This is a genomic window from Sedimentitalea xiamensis, assembly GCF_030164465.1.
GTDB classification, from domain to species: Bacteria; Pseudomonadota; Alphaproteobacteria; order Rhodobacterales; family Rhodobacteraceae; genus Sedimentitalea; species Sedimentitalea xiamensis.
In genome coordinates, this window is sequence record NZ_JASNJE010000005.1 from 152,230 (window position 1) to 167,609 (window position 15,380).

At 63.4% G+C, this 15,380-nt stretch carries 16 protein-coding genes, 2 tRNA genes and 2 pseudogenes; 3 read left to right on the forward strand and 17 right to left on the reverse strand.

All coding sequences use genetic code 11. From position 1 onward, the window contains the following. Positions 1-63: 63 nt before the first annotated feature. A tRNA-Ser gene (locus QO034_RS06205) sits at positions 64-153 on the forward strand. A gap of 156 nt (positions 154-309) precedes the next feature. On the opposite strand, the gene QO034_RS06210 is transcribed toward QO034_RS06205, so the two are convergent. Further along, on the reverse strand, positions 310-930 hold the full coding sequence (locus QO034_RS06210; RefSeq protein ID WP_284484637.1) for a hypothetical protein: 621 nt from the start codon (positions 928-930) through the stop codon (positions 310-312). A 432-nt stretch (positions 931-1,362) separates the two neighbouring features. On the opposite strand from QO034_RS06210, the gene QO034_RS06215 reads away from it, so the two are divergent. Beyond that, positions 1,363-1,572: a TOBE domain-containing protein gene (locus QO034_RS06215; protein WP_284484638.1), complete on the forward strand. Its 210-nt coding sequence runs from the start codon at positions 1,363-1,365 to the stop codon at positions 1,570-1,572. Here QO034_RS06215 and QO034_RS06220 read toward each other — a convergent pair. The 16 genes and pseudogenes from QO034_RS06220 to iscR form a co-directional block, all read right to left on the reverse strand. Then, positions 1,527-2,288, reverse strand: a pseudogene (locus QO034_RS06220) (ABC transporter ATP-binding protein); the annotation flags it as partial. The gene QO034_RS06215 and the pseudogene QO034_RS06220 overlap by 46 nt on opposite strands. Before the next feature lie 59 nt (positions 2,289-2,347). Next, entirely contained in the window at positions 2,348-3,370 is a 1,023-nt protein-coding gene (locus QO034_RS06225; protein ID WP_284484639.1) for a FecCD family ABC transporter permease, read from the reverse strand. Continuing rightward, complete coding sequence (locus QO034_RS06230; protein WP_284484640.1) at positions 3,343-4,371, reverse strand: iron ABC transporter substrate-binding protein; 1,029 nt, start codon at positions 4,369-4,371, stop codon at positions 3,343-3,345. Before QO034_RS06230 ends, QO034_RS06225 begins: the two co-directional genes overlap by 28 nt. Continuing rightward, positions 4,372-5,151 carry a molybdate ABC transporter substrate-binding protein gene (locus QO034_RS06235; protein WP_284484641.1) on the reverse strand — a complete coding sequence of 260 codons (780 nt, stop codon included), beginning with the start codon at positions 5,149-5,151 and terminating at the stop codon, positions 4,372-4,374. Between the two features lie 22 nt (positions 5,152-5,173). Continuing rightward, a complete protein-coding gene (locus tag QO034_RS06240) occupies positions 5,174-5,596 on the reverse strand; it encodes an SAM-dependent methyltransferase (protein WP_321169988.1) in 423 nt (140 codons plus the stop codon). 322 nt (positions 5,597-5,918) lie between these two features. After that, positions 5,919-6,032, reverse strand: a pseudogene (locus tag QO034_RS06245) (IS6 family transposase); the annotation flags it as partial. 505 nt (positions 6,033-6,537) lie between these two features. Further along, a tRNA-Arg gene (locus tag QO034_RS06250) sits at positions 6,538-6,614 on the reverse strand. 217 nt (positions 6,615-6,831) lie between these two features. After that, positions 6,832-8,052 carry a cysteine desulfurase gene (locus QO034_RS06255; protein WP_284484725.1) on the reverse strand — a complete coding sequence of 407 codons (1,221 nt, stop codon included), beginning with the start codon at positions 8,050-8,052 and terminating at the stop codon, positions 6,832-6,834. Beyond that, positions 8,045-8,635 carry a Yip1 family protein gene (locus QO034_RS06260; protein ID WP_284484643.1) on the reverse strand — a complete coding sequence of 197 codons (591 nt, stop codon included), beginning with the start codon at positions 8,633-8,635 and terminating at the stop codon, positions 8,045-8,047. Before QO034_RS06260 ends, QO034_RS06255 begins: the two co-directional genes overlap by 8 nt. After that, positions 8,632-9,117, reverse strand: coding sequence for a YIP1 family protein (locus QO034_RS06265; RefSeq protein ID WP_284484644.1), 486 nt, complete (start codon positions 9,115-9,117; stop codon positions 8,632-8,634). Before QO034_RS06265 ends, QO034_RS06260 begins: the two co-directional genes overlap by 4 nt. Next, entirely contained in the window at positions 9,117-10,397 is a 1,281-nt protein-coding gene (locus QO034_RS06270) for a SufB/SufD family protein (RefSeq protein WP_284484645.1), read from the reverse strand. The genes QO034_RS06265 and QO034_RS06270 overlap by 1 nt, the downstream gene beginning before the upstream one ends. Then, positions 10,397-11,152, reverse strand: coding sequence for a Fe-S cluster assembly ATPase SufC (sufC, locus tag QO034_RS06275; protein WP_284484646.1), 756 nt, complete (start codon positions 11,150-11,152; stop codon positions 10,397-10,399). Before sufC ends, QO034_RS06270 begins: the two co-directional genes overlap by 1 nt. A 112-nt stretch (positions 11,153-11,264) precedes the next feature. After that, the gene (locus tag QO034_RS06280; protein ID WP_284484647.1) at positions 11,265-11,510 is read right to left on the reverse strand and encodes a hypothetical protein; all 246 of its coding nucleotides are present in this window, start codon (positions 11,508-11,510) and stop codon (positions 11,265-11,267) included. Further along, entirely contained in the window at positions 11,503-13,026 is a 1,524-nt protein-coding gene (gene sufB, locus QO034_RS06285; RefSeq protein WP_284484648.1) for a Fe-S cluster assembly protein SufB, read from the reverse strand. The genes QO034_RS06280 and sufB overlap by 8 nt, the downstream gene beginning before the upstream one ends. Positions 13,027-13,042: 16 nt before the next feature. Then, positions 13,043-14,086 (reverse strand): cysteine desulfurase family protein, encoded by a 1,044-nt coding sequence (locus QO034_RS06290; protein ID WP_284484649.1) that lies wholly within the window; start codon positions 14,084-14,086, stop codon positions 13,043-13,045. Then, a complete protein-coding gene (gene iscR, locus QO034_RS06295; protein WP_284484650.1) occupies positions 14,083-14,544 on the reverse strand; it encodes a Fe-S cluster assembly transcriptional regulator IscR in 462 nt (153 codons plus the stop codon). The genes QO034_RS06290 and iscR overlap by 4 nt, the downstream gene beginning before the upstream one ends. Positions 14,545-14,724: 180 nt before the next feature. Here iscR and QO034_RS06300 point away from each other — a divergent pair, with 180 nt between their 5' ends. Further along, complete coding sequence (locus QO034_RS06300) at positions 14,725-15,378, forward strand: alpha/beta hydrolase (RefSeq protein ID WP_284484651.1); 654 nt, start codon at positions 14,725-14,727, stop codon at positions 15,376-15,378. Positions 15,379-15,380 lie beyond the last annotated feature (2 nt).

Here is a 15,380-nt window from a genome sequence, read left to right on the forward strand (position 1 = left end):
TCCGGCCCAACGGGCCTTGCCAGCCCGGACAAAGCCGATTAAACGCAGCCACCAGACCCCCGCGGAGAGGTGCCGGAGTGGTCGAACGGGGCGGTCTCGAAAACCGTTGTGGGTGCAAGCCCACCCAGGGTTCGAATCCCTGTCTCTCCGCCACAATACTTCAAGACTGTATCTCAATTTCAAGTTATTATGGGATTCCTGATCCTGGAGCATGAAGCTCTGCCCACCTACAGCACACATCGCGACCCCGGATTTTGACGGACAAACGGCCCCGCTCGACCTCACGGAAACGTGAGCGTCAGGGCCGCTCTACCGTGAGCTTTTCCACTCTTGCTGTCGTTCTTCTTCGAAATACTGCACTACAGCGAACTCGCCCATCATCTGCCCGGAAACCCTCGCACAGAGGTAGCGGCATATCTGGCGAAGACGGGTGACGCGCTGGCGGTCCGTGCTTACCGAAAAGTTGTCGTAGTCTTCGGAGTTGATCCGCAGAATTTCATCTAGCCGGGCGCGGTCCAGCTCGAATGTGTGCGCGATTTGATTTCGAAGCCTGTTCAAGCCTTCCACTGTGGGGAGCATGCGCGGGTCGTTTACCCCGAAGCCCAAGAGGTAAGCTATCTCAAGCTTCTGCGCGAAACCTGCCTTAACATCCTTCACGGCAACATGAGTAGTTGCGTAGGCGCGGATGTACTGCAACAGGACGTGCTCAATAATTAAGTGCGCCTTGAGTAGCGCGTATTCGATGTTCTGCGTGCGCGGAAACTTCTTCGCTAGCTGCTCAAGGTCTTCGGCAATCGCTTCTATCTCTGCTTCCCGTTCCTCTGACGACGTGTAGTGGGCTATGGGATCAATCGAGAAACTGCCCTCTTTAAAGAAATTATGCGCAGTCTTCATATCTGGCCTAGGGCGCTTGACTTGACGATACTTCATTTCTGGACCCGATACATTCCATTGCCTTCCAATGCCTTATCCTACGCTGAGCATTAGAAAGAAAAAAGCCGCCCCCAAAGGGACGGCGGTTGCCCCTGGCACTTAAGGGAAGGATCGTCAGGCAGCGACGGCGTAGGATGCACGGCAAACTTCTTGCGCCCGGCTGCGGTCCTTGGACGTGACCGCATAGAGGGGGCAGAACAAGACGGCGGCTTCGGTCAAATCCAGCGCCAAGCCTTCAGCGGCAAGGGCTGCGTTCATGGACTGCGACGGCGACGGATGCCCACAGCAAGGACACCGGGCATATCCCATCGGCTTTCCGGCACATGGTGCAGGATGTGGTGCAGCCGCTCGCTTACCGTGGCCCCGTTGAAATCGCTCCGCTGCATCATATTCTGAGTAGCAAGGAAATTCAGCGAAAAAGGTAAGACCATGAAAATCAGCGCGCGCAACCAATTGGCCGGGACCGTCGTCGGTATCGACAAGGGCGCGGTCAATTCGACCGTGCAGATCGATCTGGGCGGGGCGGTGATCGTGACGGCGATGATCACCAACACGTCCGTTCAGGAACTGGGTCTGGAGATCGGCAAGACGGCCTATGCCATCGTCAAGGCCTCCGACGTCATGGTCGGCGCGGACTGACGCAGCGACGGCAGGCAGATCCTGCGCCCTGACGAAGTGGTTTCGACCGTGACGGGCAGGCCGTAGACGGTGCTGAGGTTGGCCTCGGTCAGGACGTCCGCGGCGGGGCCATCGGCCAGCACACCGCCGCGATGCATGAGCAGCACGCGGGCGTTCAGGGCAAAGGCCTGATCCGGGTCATGGGTCGACAGGATCACGCCGTGACCTTCGGCCGTGGCGCTTCGCGTCAGCGTTTCGATCTGGGCCAGAACCTGCGCCTGGTTGCCGAAGTCGAGGCTGGCGGTCGGTTCGTCCATGACGATCAGCGCTGCCTGCTGCGCCAATGCGCGGGCGATCAGCACCAGTTGCCGCTGACCACCGGACAGGCGCGAATAGTCACGATGCGCAAGGTCCTGGATGCCGAGGCGTCGCAGGGCGTCACGGGCGGCGGCGCGGTCGGTCTTGCCCGGCTGGGCGAAGGCCCCGAGCCGCGCGGTGCGGCCCATCAGCACGACTTCGAGCGCCTCGAAGGGAAAGGGCGGCGCATGGGCCTGCGGGACGTAGGCGATGGCCTGCGCGATCCGTGCCCGTGTCATGGCGCTGATCGGCTGGCCGTTGAGCAGGACGGAACCGCCAAGCTGCGGCAGCAGGCCCAGCAGCGTCCGGAACAGGGTCGTCTTGCCACAGCCATTGGGGCCGAGCAGGCAGAGGATCTCGCCCGGCCGGACCGTGACCGACAGGCCGATGCCGAGTGGCATCTTGCCATAGCCGATGGACAGGTCCCGCGCCTCCAGCATCACGACCACCCCCTGCGGCCACGGGCCAGAAGCCAGACGAAGAACGGCGCGCCGATGACAGCGGTCAGAACGCCCAGGGGCACCTCGACCGCCGCGATGGTCCGCGCCAGGGTGTCGACGATCAGCAAATAGCCCGCGCCGATCAACGCCGAAGCGGGCAGAAGTCGGCCAAACCCCGGCCCGACCAGCATCCGCGCGACATGCGGGATCACGAGTCCCACCCAACCGACCACCCCGGCCAGCGCCGTAACGCTGGCGGTGATCAGCGTGGCGGCGGCGATCACGACGAAGCGTGTGCGCCCGGCTTCGATCCCCAGGGCGCGCGCCTCTTCGTCGCCAAGGCTCAGCACATTGATCCGCCAGCGCAGCAGGGCCAGCGGGATCAACCCGACCAGCACCGTCGGCAGGGCGGGCAGGATGTCGCGTGTCGTGATCGAGGCGAGCGATCCCAGAAGCCAGAAGGTGATCGCGGGCAGTTGGTCGTAGGGGTCGGCCATCACCTTCAGCAAGGACGTCACCGCCCCCGCCAGCGCGCCGACCACCACGCCGATCAGCACCAGCGTCAACGTGCGGTCCGTGTGGCGCACCATCGCGCCGACCAGCATCACCACGCCCACCGCCGCCATGCCGCCGGCGAAGGCCGCGCCCTGGATCGCCGCCACCGGCAGCGACAGGAAGATGCCCGCCACCGCGCCCAGCCCGGCACCCGCCGACACGCCCAGGATGTCGGGTGAGACCAGCGGATTGCGGAACAGCGCCTGATAGCTCGCCCCCGCCGCCGCCAGCGCCGCACCCACCAGCAGCGCCGCGCCGACGCGCGGCAGGCGGATGTTCCAGACCACGATCTGCGCCTGCCGGTCGCCTTGCCCCAAAAGAGCGGACAGCACCTGCCCCGGTGTCAGCCCATAGGGTCCGATCATCACCGCGCCAAAGGCCAGAAGGGCCAGCACCACCGCCAGCGCCCCGGTCAATGTCCGGCCGGGACGCGGCAGGTCTACATCGGCGGTCGTCCCTCGGCCCATTCGAGCAGCCTTTCCAGTTCGTCGTCGCTGAGATCGACATGGTAATAGAGCTTGTAGAAGGCGCGGGTATCGTCGCGCAGGTCGCCTTGCCAGCGGTCAGGATACATCAGCCCCGCCATCCAGTGCAGCCCCATCATCCGGTTCAGCGACGGCGGCCGGTCGATCCAGCCAAAGGGCGCGGTGGGCGACAGGTAGACCCGGCCCTTTTGCACCGCACCGATGCCCTGCCACAGCGGGTCGTCAAACACCTTGGCGTAGAAATTCGGGTCCCAGGTCACGATGATGTCGGGGTTGGCAACGATCACCTGCTCCATCGAAGCATTCACCAGCCCGCGCGTCGCGCCGCCATCGTCGGCCACGTTGCGGCCCCCGGCGCGCTCGATGATCTCGGTGTTGATCGAGCCCTTCATGCCGGTTTCCAGCCCTTCTGGCCCACGGGCGAGGTAGACGCGCGGCCGGTCCTCTTCAGGCACCTCGGCCAGCCGCGCATCGAGCCGGGCAAAGGTCGCCTCGACATCGGCCGCCAATGCTTCGCCGCGCTCGGGCACACCCAGTGCGTCGCCCAAGATGCGCAGGGCCTCGGCGGTGTTGTCAAAGCGCCCGTCGATCAGCAGGTAGGGGATACCGGTCTGCGCCTGCACGCGGTTGGCAAGGTCGATATAGGTGTCGCGGACCGAGCCGAAATCGACGATCAAATCGGGCTTGATCTGCAAGGCGCGCTCGAGGTTCGCCTCGCCGCCGCGCCCGGTCAGACGGCCCGTTTCGGGGATGTCGCGATAGGGATCGGCGATAAAGGCGCGTTCTTCGGGGCGCAGGGCGCGGGGCCAGCCAGTGAGGGATTCCGGTTTCAGAACGTAGACCAGAACCGAGGCGGGCGGCCCCGCGGCAAAGACGGTGGTGACGTCATCCGGCACCTCGACCACGCGGCCGGCGCTGTCGGTCACGCTGCGGGCGTGGGCCGGCAGAGCCAGCGAGGCGAGGATCATCAGCAGAAAGCGCATCTAGCCCCCGTTCGGCGTGTCGAATCCGTAATCCGCCAGCACCGCCTGCCCCTCGGGCGAGAGGATGTAATCGGCCAGCGCCTGCGCCGCTTCGGGGGCGTCGTTCAGCACGATCAGCCCGTAATCGGCGCCCACCGACAGGGCCTCCGGAATCTGGATGATCTGCAGATCAGGCACCTCTTTCATCGCCAGCACGGCGTTGGTGCAATAGGTCAGGAAGACGTCCGCCTGATCGCTGTCCAGCACCCAGGCGTAAGTGTTGCGCCCCTGCGGCGGCTTGGCGCTGTCCGGTCCGCCGGTCAGTTGCAGCGCCTTGCCCTTCAGCGCGTCGGCATGGCCGGACTTGTCGAACAGGGCAAAGGCATAGTCGCCGGACGGGTCGGCCTTGGGGGTCGAAGTGCCCAGCCGCGTGCCCTCGGCCAGCATGACGTCGAGCAGCGTGGCGGTCGAAACCTCGACTTCGGGCCGGGCCAGACCGCACAGGCGGTTGCGGGCGAACAGCGTCACCGCGCCGCCCTTGCCGGCGTCGGCCAAAGTCTGCGGGTGGCGCATGTTGGCCGAGGCAAAGACATGCGCCGTCTCGCCCGCCTCGATCCGCTCGCGCATCAGGCCCGACGGGCCGAAACTGGTGGCGACGGACGTTCCCGTGGCCGCGGTGAAACCCGCCGCCACGTCGGACAGGGCGGCCTTCAGGCTGCCGGCGGCAAACAGCGACACGTCCTGCGCCATGGCCGGGGTGACGGTCACCGCGAACACCGCGGCGATAAGGGTTCGATACATGATGGTCCTCTCAGGGTTGGTCTTAAACGGTCTGGATGTCGCCGGGCTGCTCCGGCGCGTTCGGGGTAAAGGCGCAACGGTCGGGCTTGCGGTCGATCAGCGGCGTGCCGTCGCCGCAATTGAGCCCCTGCACATGCGGCACGCCGCCTTCGATGCGCGGCAGGCGCATGATCGACGTGCCGATCAGATCGGGCCGCGTGGGCGACCGCAAGGCAAAGGTGCCGAGGGTGCAACCATCGCTGCGCGGGCTTTGGTGGGTCAAGTCGCGGCGGCTTTGGTCCATCCGATACAGCACCTCGACCGTTCCATAGGCGTCGAGCCCGTCCGGCGCGTCCTGCCAGTCCGGATCAAGCTCGATCCGGCAATCGTGCCCGTCGATTCTCTCCTGCCGCGGGCAGTCCGCGCGATCGGTCCAGGGTGTGCGGATCCGGCCAATAAAGCGCACCAAGCCGTCTGACGCTGGCGCAAGTTGGACAATTTGTTCGTTCTCGCGAAGATCGTGGGGCATGGGCGTTCGTCGTTCCGGAAATTTTGCAGTAAAGTTTGCGCTGATATTGGAGGGATTCTGCAACTCGCATACTAAACTGTTAGGAAAATAATGAAATGCCAGCCTTGAATTTTTCTCCCCTTGGCCGGGGGATGTTCCGCCACGGAAAAAATACAGGAATTTGCATAAGGGCTGGAACACGGAGACGGGCAATAATCATGCTGAAGGGAAGTGTCAGACGGATTCGAACCGGTCTCAGGCCGGGCAGTAACCCTGCCCCCTATGCCGCGCCAAGGTCGCGCCACCCGGCGAGAGCGGCGGCACGGTTAAGCTTGAAATTCCGGCGTAAGCAGAGGGGGCGTTCCTGGTTGAAATGGTAGTGGACCAAGGCATGGCCCGCGCGCGTCCGGTCTTCTGTCTATGACCGGACACTCTCAATCGAGATGGCCTTTTCCAAGCTCAAGGCTCACCTAAGGCGGATCGGCGCGAGGATATTCGCCGACATGTTCGACGCCATCGCACAGGTCTGCGACCTCTGCACGCCCGAGGAGTGCCGGAACTGCTTCAGGGCTGCCGGATATGTCACTGGTTAATCGCGGGAGGCTTTAGGTCAGCCAAGGCTTTCGGAGCATGGATTGGTGCAGCGGCGCGGGCCGCTGGGTGCAACCGGAAAAACGGCCCACGGCCTGCGGAAGTCACGCGGAGCAAACATGCGCGAGAACGGCGCAACTGTTGATCAGCGCATGGCGTGGCTTGGTCCCGATACCGCGTCCGAGGCCGACAGATATGGCGGGTCTGCGGACTTGCGAGGATCATATCGGAAACGGAATGTGCCCACTCTCCCGAAACGACCGCCCACAAATCCGAAATAGGCAGGCAAAAACAATGGGGAAAACAGGTGGCGCACCCAGTAGGATTCGAACCTACGACCTTCGCCTTCGGAGGGCGACACTCTATCCAGCTGAGCTATGGGTGCAGACTGCCTAGACAGTGCTTACGCGATATTTACGCAGGTTAAAAGGCAAGAACCGCAGCCCCGCGAACTGCTGTTCCAAATCGTTATTCACTTCCGGCTGCCCGGCACGTCCCGACGGCGCGGCTGGAAGGGGCGTCCCGGTCCGTCGAACCGGCCGGGACTGCCGCGTCTATAACGGCGCCTTGCGCGTGCCGCAATCGCAAATTTTCCACGTCGGTCAGGCAAAGAGATCGTGTGCCAGTTCGAGCGCATCAATCAGCGTGTCGACCTCCTCCCTGGTGTTGTAGAGTCCGAAGGACGCCCGGCAGGTTGCCGTCAGGCCCAGGTGGTCCATCAGCGGACCGGCGCAATGGTGCCCTGCCCGCACGGCAACGCCGCGCTTGTCGAGAATCGTGGAAATGTCATGGGCATGGGCCGCGCCGTCCAGCGTGAAGGAAAAGATCGCCGCCTTGTCCGCCGCCGTGCCCTGCACATTCAGCCAGTTCAGCCCCGCCAGCCGGTCCCGCGTGTAGTCGCGAAGGCTGTCTTCGTGCGTGGCGATGTTCTGCATCCCCAGCGCCATCATGTAGTCCAGCGCGACACCCAGACCGATGGTCTGCACGATTCCCGGTGTGCCGGCTTCGAATTTCATCGGCGGATCGTTGTAGACGACAGCGTCCTTGCTGACTTCCTTGATCATGTCGCCGCCGCCTATGAACGGGCGCATCTCGGCCATACGGCCGGACTTGATGAAGATCGCACCCGACCCGGAAGGCCCGTAGAGCTTGTGGCCGGTGATCGCATAGAAATCGCAGCCGATATCGGAAACATTCACCGGCATGTGAACCGCCGCCTGGCTGCCGTCTACCAGAACCGGGACGCCTTTCGCATGAGCCCCTTCGGTGATCGCCTTGACATCGACCTTGGTGCCAAGAACGTTTGACACCTGCGTGACCGCGACCAGCCTGGTGCGCGGCGTGATCGCATCGATCACCGCCTGCGGGTCCAGCGCCCCGGTCGCATCCACATCCACCCATTTCAGGACGATGCCCTGCCGTTCGCGCAGGAAATGCCAGGGCACGATGTTGGCATGGTGTTCCATCACACTGAGAACGATCTCGTCACCTGCCTGCATCCGTGGCATCGCCCAGCCATAGGCCACGAGGTTGATGCCCTCGGTCGTGCCGGAATTCAGCACGATCTCGTCCTCCGATGCCGCACCGAGGAACCGGGCGACCGTACCGCGCACTGCCTCGTATTTTTCGGTGGCGAGGTTGGACAGGAAATGCAATCCGCGGTGAACATTGGCGTATTCCTGCGAATAAGCCTGCGTGACCGCGTCGATCACCGCCTGCGGTTTCTGCGCCGAGGCGCCATTGTCCAGGTAGGTCAAGGGTTTGCCGTTGACCTCGCGTGACAGGATCGGAAAATCCGCACGGATGGCTTGAACGTCATACATAGGGGTTTGATCCAATGATCGATCCTCCGAAGAGCGACAGCAGAAGCGTCAGGCCCAGCACGATGGCCAGCATCGCCCCGACCAGCACGCCCGCCGACCGTCCGAGCGAGTCCAGCCGGTGCGCCTGGTTGATGAAATGCAGCAGCATGTAAAGACCGTAGAGCGAAACCGCAAAGACCAGCAGAGCCGAGAACAGCGGCATGAACAGCAGCAGCACCATCACCGCGACCTGCGCGACGAGGCGAAGCGCCTGCAACCAGAGAACGACGGTCATGATATCGTCGATGGTGCCGGTGCCGCCCAGCACGCGCCCGGACCAGAACAGGGCATGGATGGTCAGGATCAATCCGCCCGCCACGAGCAGGCAATAGACCACCGGAGCGCTCAGCATGCCGGGCAGCGGAACCGGCCCCGAAACCAGCATGTTCGACAGGGTGAAGAGGATCGCGTTGAGAACCGCCACCACGGCAAGTGCCGTCCAGAGCGCCTCGCGCGCCGGTTCGGCGGTCAGCAGCATGCGGGCCGCCTGGGCCGGGTCCTTGATGGACAGGATCGCCAGCTGGCGCAGATCGGAGAGGGTCATTGTACGGGTCTTTCGGCTTGCCTCAGGCTGGATAGCCAGAACCAGCCGAAGACCACAAGCCATATCAGTCCGATGGCCTGCAACCCCGGCCCGGGACCGATGAATCCGGCCACCAGCCCGTGCAGCAGCAAGATCGGCGTCGAAGCGAGCAGCGACCAGAACAGCGCAAGGCGCGCCCCGAACCAATTGCCCTTGCCCCCGAAAACCAGGGCGACCAGATGGGTCAGCGCGGCGATGGCATAGAGCAGCAGCGGCGCGATGAAAACCCAGGCCAGCAACGATCCGCCCAGCATCACGTTCAGTTCCTGGCCGCTCAGATGCGCCTCGCGGGCCAGCCGCGGCATCTGAGCGAAGAACACGATGACGCAGAACACCATGAGAAATGCCAGCGCGCGGTCTTCGCGCTGGCCCATGTCCAGCAGGCGTCTCATCACCCGTCCCGGTCCGCGGTAGGTGGCGGTGATGTCGGACGTGACCGGCATCAGCGTCGGCGCGCCAACCAGTTTTCCAGCCGCGAGATGATATCCTTGGCAAGAGCCTCGTCCTCGACCTCCTGCACCGCTTCCGCCAGGAACGCCAGGGTCAGAAGGTCGGTCGCCGTGCCGTGCGGAACACCGCGGGAACGCAGGTAGAACAGCGCGTCCTCGTCGATGGCGCCGCTGGTGGAACCGTGTGAACAAGCAACGTCATCGGCATAGATTTCCAGTTCCGGCTTAGCGAGAAACTGGCTGTCCTCGTCCAGCAGCAGCGACTGGCTGATCTGATAGCCATCGGTCTTCTGCGCGCCTTCCTTGACGAGAATCTTGCCCTGGAACACCCCGGTCGCGCCGTTGCGCAGCACCTTCTTGAACACCTGGCGGCTTTCGCAGTTCACCGCGTCATGGGTCACGAAAACGGTATCGTCATGGTGAAAATCACCGTCCCCGACACAGGCGCCGGCGACATGGGCGATGGCGTCATCGCCCGTCAGCTCGATCACGCATTCGTTGCGGGTCAGAACGCCGTTGACGGAGAGCGTGAAGGACTTGAACACGGAGTCCCGGCCAAGACGCGCGAACACATGGGTCACGGCACGGCGTTCATGGTCGCGCCCCTGCGCGCGGACGTGATGCAGGATGCCACCGTCGGCGATGTCGATTTCCATGCACTTGTTGAACCGCGCCGCCGCCGGCCCGTTTTCCAGGATCGTCGCCTCGGCGTCGCGATCCACCCGCACGACGTGGTGCAGAATGGCATCCGAATGTTCGCTCCTGTGAATATAGATCAGGCTGATCGGCTTGCTCGGCTTGCCGGTCACGTGGATGATGACGCCATCGGTGGCGAATGCCGTGTTCATCGCCGCGAACGGGCGTTCCACCGGCGTTTGACCACGCGCTTCCAGAACCCCGTAGAAATCCTTGGCCCAGTGGATGTCGGCATCGCGCGCGTCCGCCAGACGGTCGATGGTCACGCCTTCCAGTTCCAGCGCATCAGAGGCTTCGGGATCGAACACGCCGTCCACGAACACGATCTTCAGCCGGTCCATCGACTCGAAAACCAGTTCCCCGCCCTGCTCCAGAAGCGCCGCCCGCGGCGGCTCCGGGTCCAGCAGCGAATCCGGCCGCGTGTATTTCCAGTATTCGTCCCGCCGTTGCGGCAGCCCCATCGCCGTGACACGGGACAGAGCATCCCGGCGCGCGGGTTCAGCCCATCCTCCGGTCGGAAGGGTCAGCCCGGCCAGACGCGCCTCGGTGGCGGTCCGCTTGCGTTCCGGCAGTCCCATCACGCCACCTCGGCGAGAATGTCAGCATAGCCGTTGTTTTCGACTTCAAGCGCCAGTTCCGGCCCACCGGATTTCACGATCCGCCCATCGGCCATGATATGCACGACGTCCGGCTTGATGTGATCCAGAAGCCGTTGATAATGCGTGATCACCAGGAAACCGCGGCCCTCGCTGCGCAGGGCGTTCACGCCATCCGCCACGAGCTTCATCGCATCCACGTCAAGACCGCTGTCGGTTTCGTCCAGGATGCACATCTTGGGTTCGAGCATCGCCATTTGCAGGATCTCGTTGCGCTTCTTCTCGCCGCCGGAAAAACCGACGTTGACCGGACGCTTCAGCATCTCTGCATCGATCTTCAGTTCCTTCGCGCGGGCGCGCACCAGTTTCAGGAAATCCGCGGCACTCATCTCGTCCTGTCCGCGCGCCTTGCGCTGCGCGTTCACGGCCGTGCGCAGGAAAGTCATGTTGCCGACGCCCGGAATTTCCACCGGATACTGAAACGCCAGGAACAACCCCGCCGCCGCGCGTTCTTCGGGTTCCAGTTCCAGCAGGTCGACTCCGTCCATGACGGCGCTGCCGCCGGTCACTTCGTAGCCGTCCTTGCCAGAGAGAACATAGGACAGAGTCGATTTCCCCGATCCGTTCGGCCCCATGATCGCATGCACCTTTCCGGCTTCGACGGACAGGTTCACGCCCTTCAGGATTTCCTTGTCTTCTTCTTCAAGTTTGACGTTCAGATCCTTGATTTCCAGCATCTTTTCTCTTTCTCTTGTCACTTGCGCAACCCAGGGTGCGCGTTATGCAATTGATGAACCGGCTGCGGTCATCCGTCCTTCGAGGCGTCGTGTCCTGGTGAACATCACGCGGTCAGTCCCGCTCGGTTTCGGCGTCTTTCGTCCGGCGCAGCCCCGTGTCCTGATCGCCGCCCAGCACCCTTGACACGACAGCGGCAAGGATCCATCCGGCCACCGCCCCGGCGGCGATGCCCAGAACCGGGGAACCATGCGCGGTCGCGTTGACCCAGGCCACCCCGAGCACGCCGCCCAGGACCGGCAGCGCGAATGGCAGCACCGCCAGAATCCGCGTGGACAGGGCGGGAGGACGATCAGCCAACGGAACCCTCCAACGAAATCGCGACGAGTTGTTGCGCTTCCATGGCGAATTCCATCGGCAGCGCCTGCAACACGTCCTTGCAGAACCCGTTCACCACCAGCGCGACGGCCTCTTCTTCGTCCATGCCACGGCTGCGGCAGTAAAACAGCTGGTCGTCGTCCACCTTGGACGTGGTCGCCTCGTGCTCGACCCGCGCCGAATTGTTGCGCACCTCGATATAGGGGACGGTGTGCGCACCGCATTTGTCGCCGATCAGAAGGCTGTCGCATTGCGTGTAGTTGCGACCGTTCCTGGCCTTCGGGTGCATGGACACGAGCCCGCGATAGGTGTTCTGCGCACGGCCTGCGCTGATGCCTTTGGAAACGATCCGGCTCTTGGTGTTCTTGCCAAGGTGGATCATCTTGGTGCCTGTGTCGGCCTGCTGATAGTTGTTGGCGATGGCGATCGAATAGAACTCTCCCTGGCTGTCGTCGCCGCGCAGGATGCAGGACGGGTATTTCCAGGTCACGGCGCTGCCGGTCTCGACCTGCGTCCACATCACCTTGGCCCGGTCGCCCCGGCAATCGGCGCGTTTGGTCACGAAGTTGTAGATGCCGCCCTTGCCGTTCTCGTCGCCCGGATACCAGTTCTGCACGGTGGAATATTTCACCTCCGCGTCTTCCTCGACGATGATCTCGACAACGGCCGCGTGCAGCTGCGCGATGTCGCGGGCCGGGGCCGTGCAGCCTTCGAGATATGAGACGTAGCTGCCCTTGTCGGCGATGATGAGGGTGCGTTCGAACTGGCCGGTGTTCTCGGCGTTGATCCGGAAATAGGTCGATAGCTCCATCGGGCAGCGGACCCCCGGCGGCACATAGACAAAAGACCCGTCGGAGAACACGGCGCTGTTCAGCGTGGCATAGAAATTGTCGCTGACCGGAACCACCGAGCCCAGGTATTTCCTGACCAGATCCGGATGTTCGCGGATCGCATCGGAGATCGAACAGAAGATCACGCCCGCCTTCTTCAACTCGGCCTGAAATGTGGTGCCGACGGACACCGAGTCAAACACCGCGTCCACGGCGACCTTGCGGCCTTCGGCGGGGATGCTGTCAGCCCCTTCCACACCGGCGAGGATCATCTGTTCCTTGAGCGGAATGCCGAGTTTTTCATAGGTCGCCAGCAGTTTCGGGTCGACCTCGTCCAGCGACTTGGGCTTGACCTCCATCGACTTGGGACGCGCGTAGTAATACTGGTCCTGAAAATCGATATCGGGATAGTCGACCATCGCCCATTTGGGCTCTTCCTTCTGCAACCAGCGATCGTAGGCCGCAAGCCGCCAGTCCGTCATCCACTGCGGTTCCTCGTTCTTTTCCGAGATCAGCCGGACGATATCGGGCGTCAGCCCTTTCGGGGCGTATTCCATCTCGATATCGGTGTTCCAGCCGTATTTGTAGGCGCCGCCGACCTCGCGCACCGCGTCAACGGTTTCCTGATCGACGCCCTCTTTCACCGGGGCCTGGTCCAAAGCAGCCATCTCGTCTCTCCTGCGGTTACGCCGCGCGGGCGCGGTGTTTCTTTTCACGGGACAGCCACGCATCGGCAAAGCGCAGCACATCCGTTTGCGTTGTCTGCGGCCCGAGCGACACGCGAATGGCGCTGGCCGCAACGTCATCGTCAAATCCCATCGTCGCCAGAACCCGGCTGGCGCGGACCTTGCCGCTGGAGCAGGCCGATCCGGCGCTGATCGCGAATCCGGCCAGGTCCATTTGCACGACTTGCGTCTCCCCCTTCCACCCCGGAGTGGCAAGACACAAGGTGTTCGGGAGACGTTTCACCGCATTCCCGACAAAAATAGTATTGATTGCGTCCGCCTCAAGGGCCTTCTCTAGAATATTTCTAAGGTTGGCGACTTCGTCCCAAGCCCCCGATTCCACATCGCGGACCGCGGCGGCGGCGGCGGCGGCGAACCCGACGATCCCCAGAAGGTTCTCGGTTCCCGAACGGCGGCCCATTTCCTGCCCGCCACCCCGGATCTGCGCGACCAGGTCGGTTCCACGCCGCAGGACCAGCGCCCCGACGCCCTTCGGGCCGCCCAGCTTGTGCGCGGAAACCAAGGCCATGACCGCGCCGCTGCCGTTGAAGGAAAACGGGATCTTGCCGAAAGCCTGCGTCGCGTCCGTGACGGCGAGCCCGGCCGGCAGGTCCTGCACCACGCCGGTTTCGGAATTCGCGACTTGCAGGGCCGATCGCGCCGGGTCGGCGACCTCCACCCCGCCCTGCCCGTCGGAGGGCAAGTCCGCCGCGCACCAGGCCGCCACCGCGTCATGCTCCGTGCCGCTGCACTGCAGGCCCCGCCCCGCACAGGCCAGGGCCGCGGCCTCGGTGGCGCCGGAGGTGAAGACCACATCCGCGCCCTCCGCCCCAAGGGCCTGCGCAAGCTGTTCGCGCGCCTTTTCGAGCAGCGCCTTGGCGGCCCGTCCTTCGGCGTGAACGCTGGACGGATTACCCACCACGTCCATCGCCGAGATCATCGCCGCGCGGGCCTCGTCGCGCAGCGGCGTCGTCGCGTTGTGATCGAGGTAAATACGGGTCACTCCGCATCCACCACGTCGAACAGGTTGGGCACCGCGGGACAGGGCGCAAGTTCGTTTTCGATGACATCCGACAGGCGGGTCTGGTGCAGGAACACATAGACATGGGCGCTCAGCCCTTCCCACAGCCGGTTGGTCAGGGACTGCGCCCGGCTGCCGGAGGATCCTCCGGAAGCGCCCGCGCCCTTGTGCATGGCATCGACCGATTCGTCGACGGCCGACAGAACGTCGACCACCCGGATCTGCGAGGGCGCCCGCGCCAGCCGATAGCCGCCTCCGGGACCCCGGACAGACGTGACAAGGTCCGCGCGGCGCAGCTTTACGAAAAGCTGCTCCAGGTAAGGCAGGGAAATATTCTGCCGTTGCGATATGTCGCCGAGCGTGACCAGACGGGCATCGGGTTGCAGCGCGATATCCGCCAGCGCCACCATCGCATACCGCCCCTTGGTCGACAGCTTCATGATCTCTCTCCAAACCTCTGACAGCGACGCGAAAACATTGACGTTTCGGTCCCCAATGCGTATGTGCCATTTCAACACGGCGCAAACCCGCGCTTGCGATTAGAAACGTTCTAAGGTGCCTTAGCGAATTCGTCAAGATTGTCGCGGCCCATACGAGAAACAGACAGGATCAACCGCTCTATGCCCGAGGTCATCTTTCCCGGACCCGAAGGCCGCCTTGAAGGCCGCTACCACCCTCAAAAAGAAAAAGACGCCCCGATCGCCATTGTTCTGCACCCGCACCCGCAGTTCGGCGGCACCATGAACAACAAGGTTGTCTACAACCTGCATTATGCGTTCTACAACATGGGGTTCACCGTCCTGCGGTTCAATTTCCGCGGCGTCGGGCGCAGCCAGGGCGAATACGACCAGGGGATCGGCGAACTGTCCGATGCCGCATCGGCGCTCGACTATTTGCAGTCCATGAACAACAATTCCAAGCATTGCTGGGTCGCGGGCTTTTCCTTTGGCGCCTGGATCGGCATGCAGCTCTTGATGCGGCGTCCGGAGATCACCGGGTTCATCAGCGTGTCCCCACCCGCCAACATGTATGATTTCACCTTTCTGGCCCCCTGCCCGTCGTCGGGCCTGATCATCAACGGCACAGCCGACCGGGTCGCGCCGCCGGCGGATACGGTATCGCTTGTCAACAAGCTGCACGAGCAGAAGGGGATCACGATCACCCACCAGGAAATCGAGGGTGCGGACCATTTCTTCAAGGACGCGCATATGGACACGATGATCGGCAGCGTCAGCGATTACGTGAAGCGCCGCCTGACCGAATCCTCCCGTTAGGC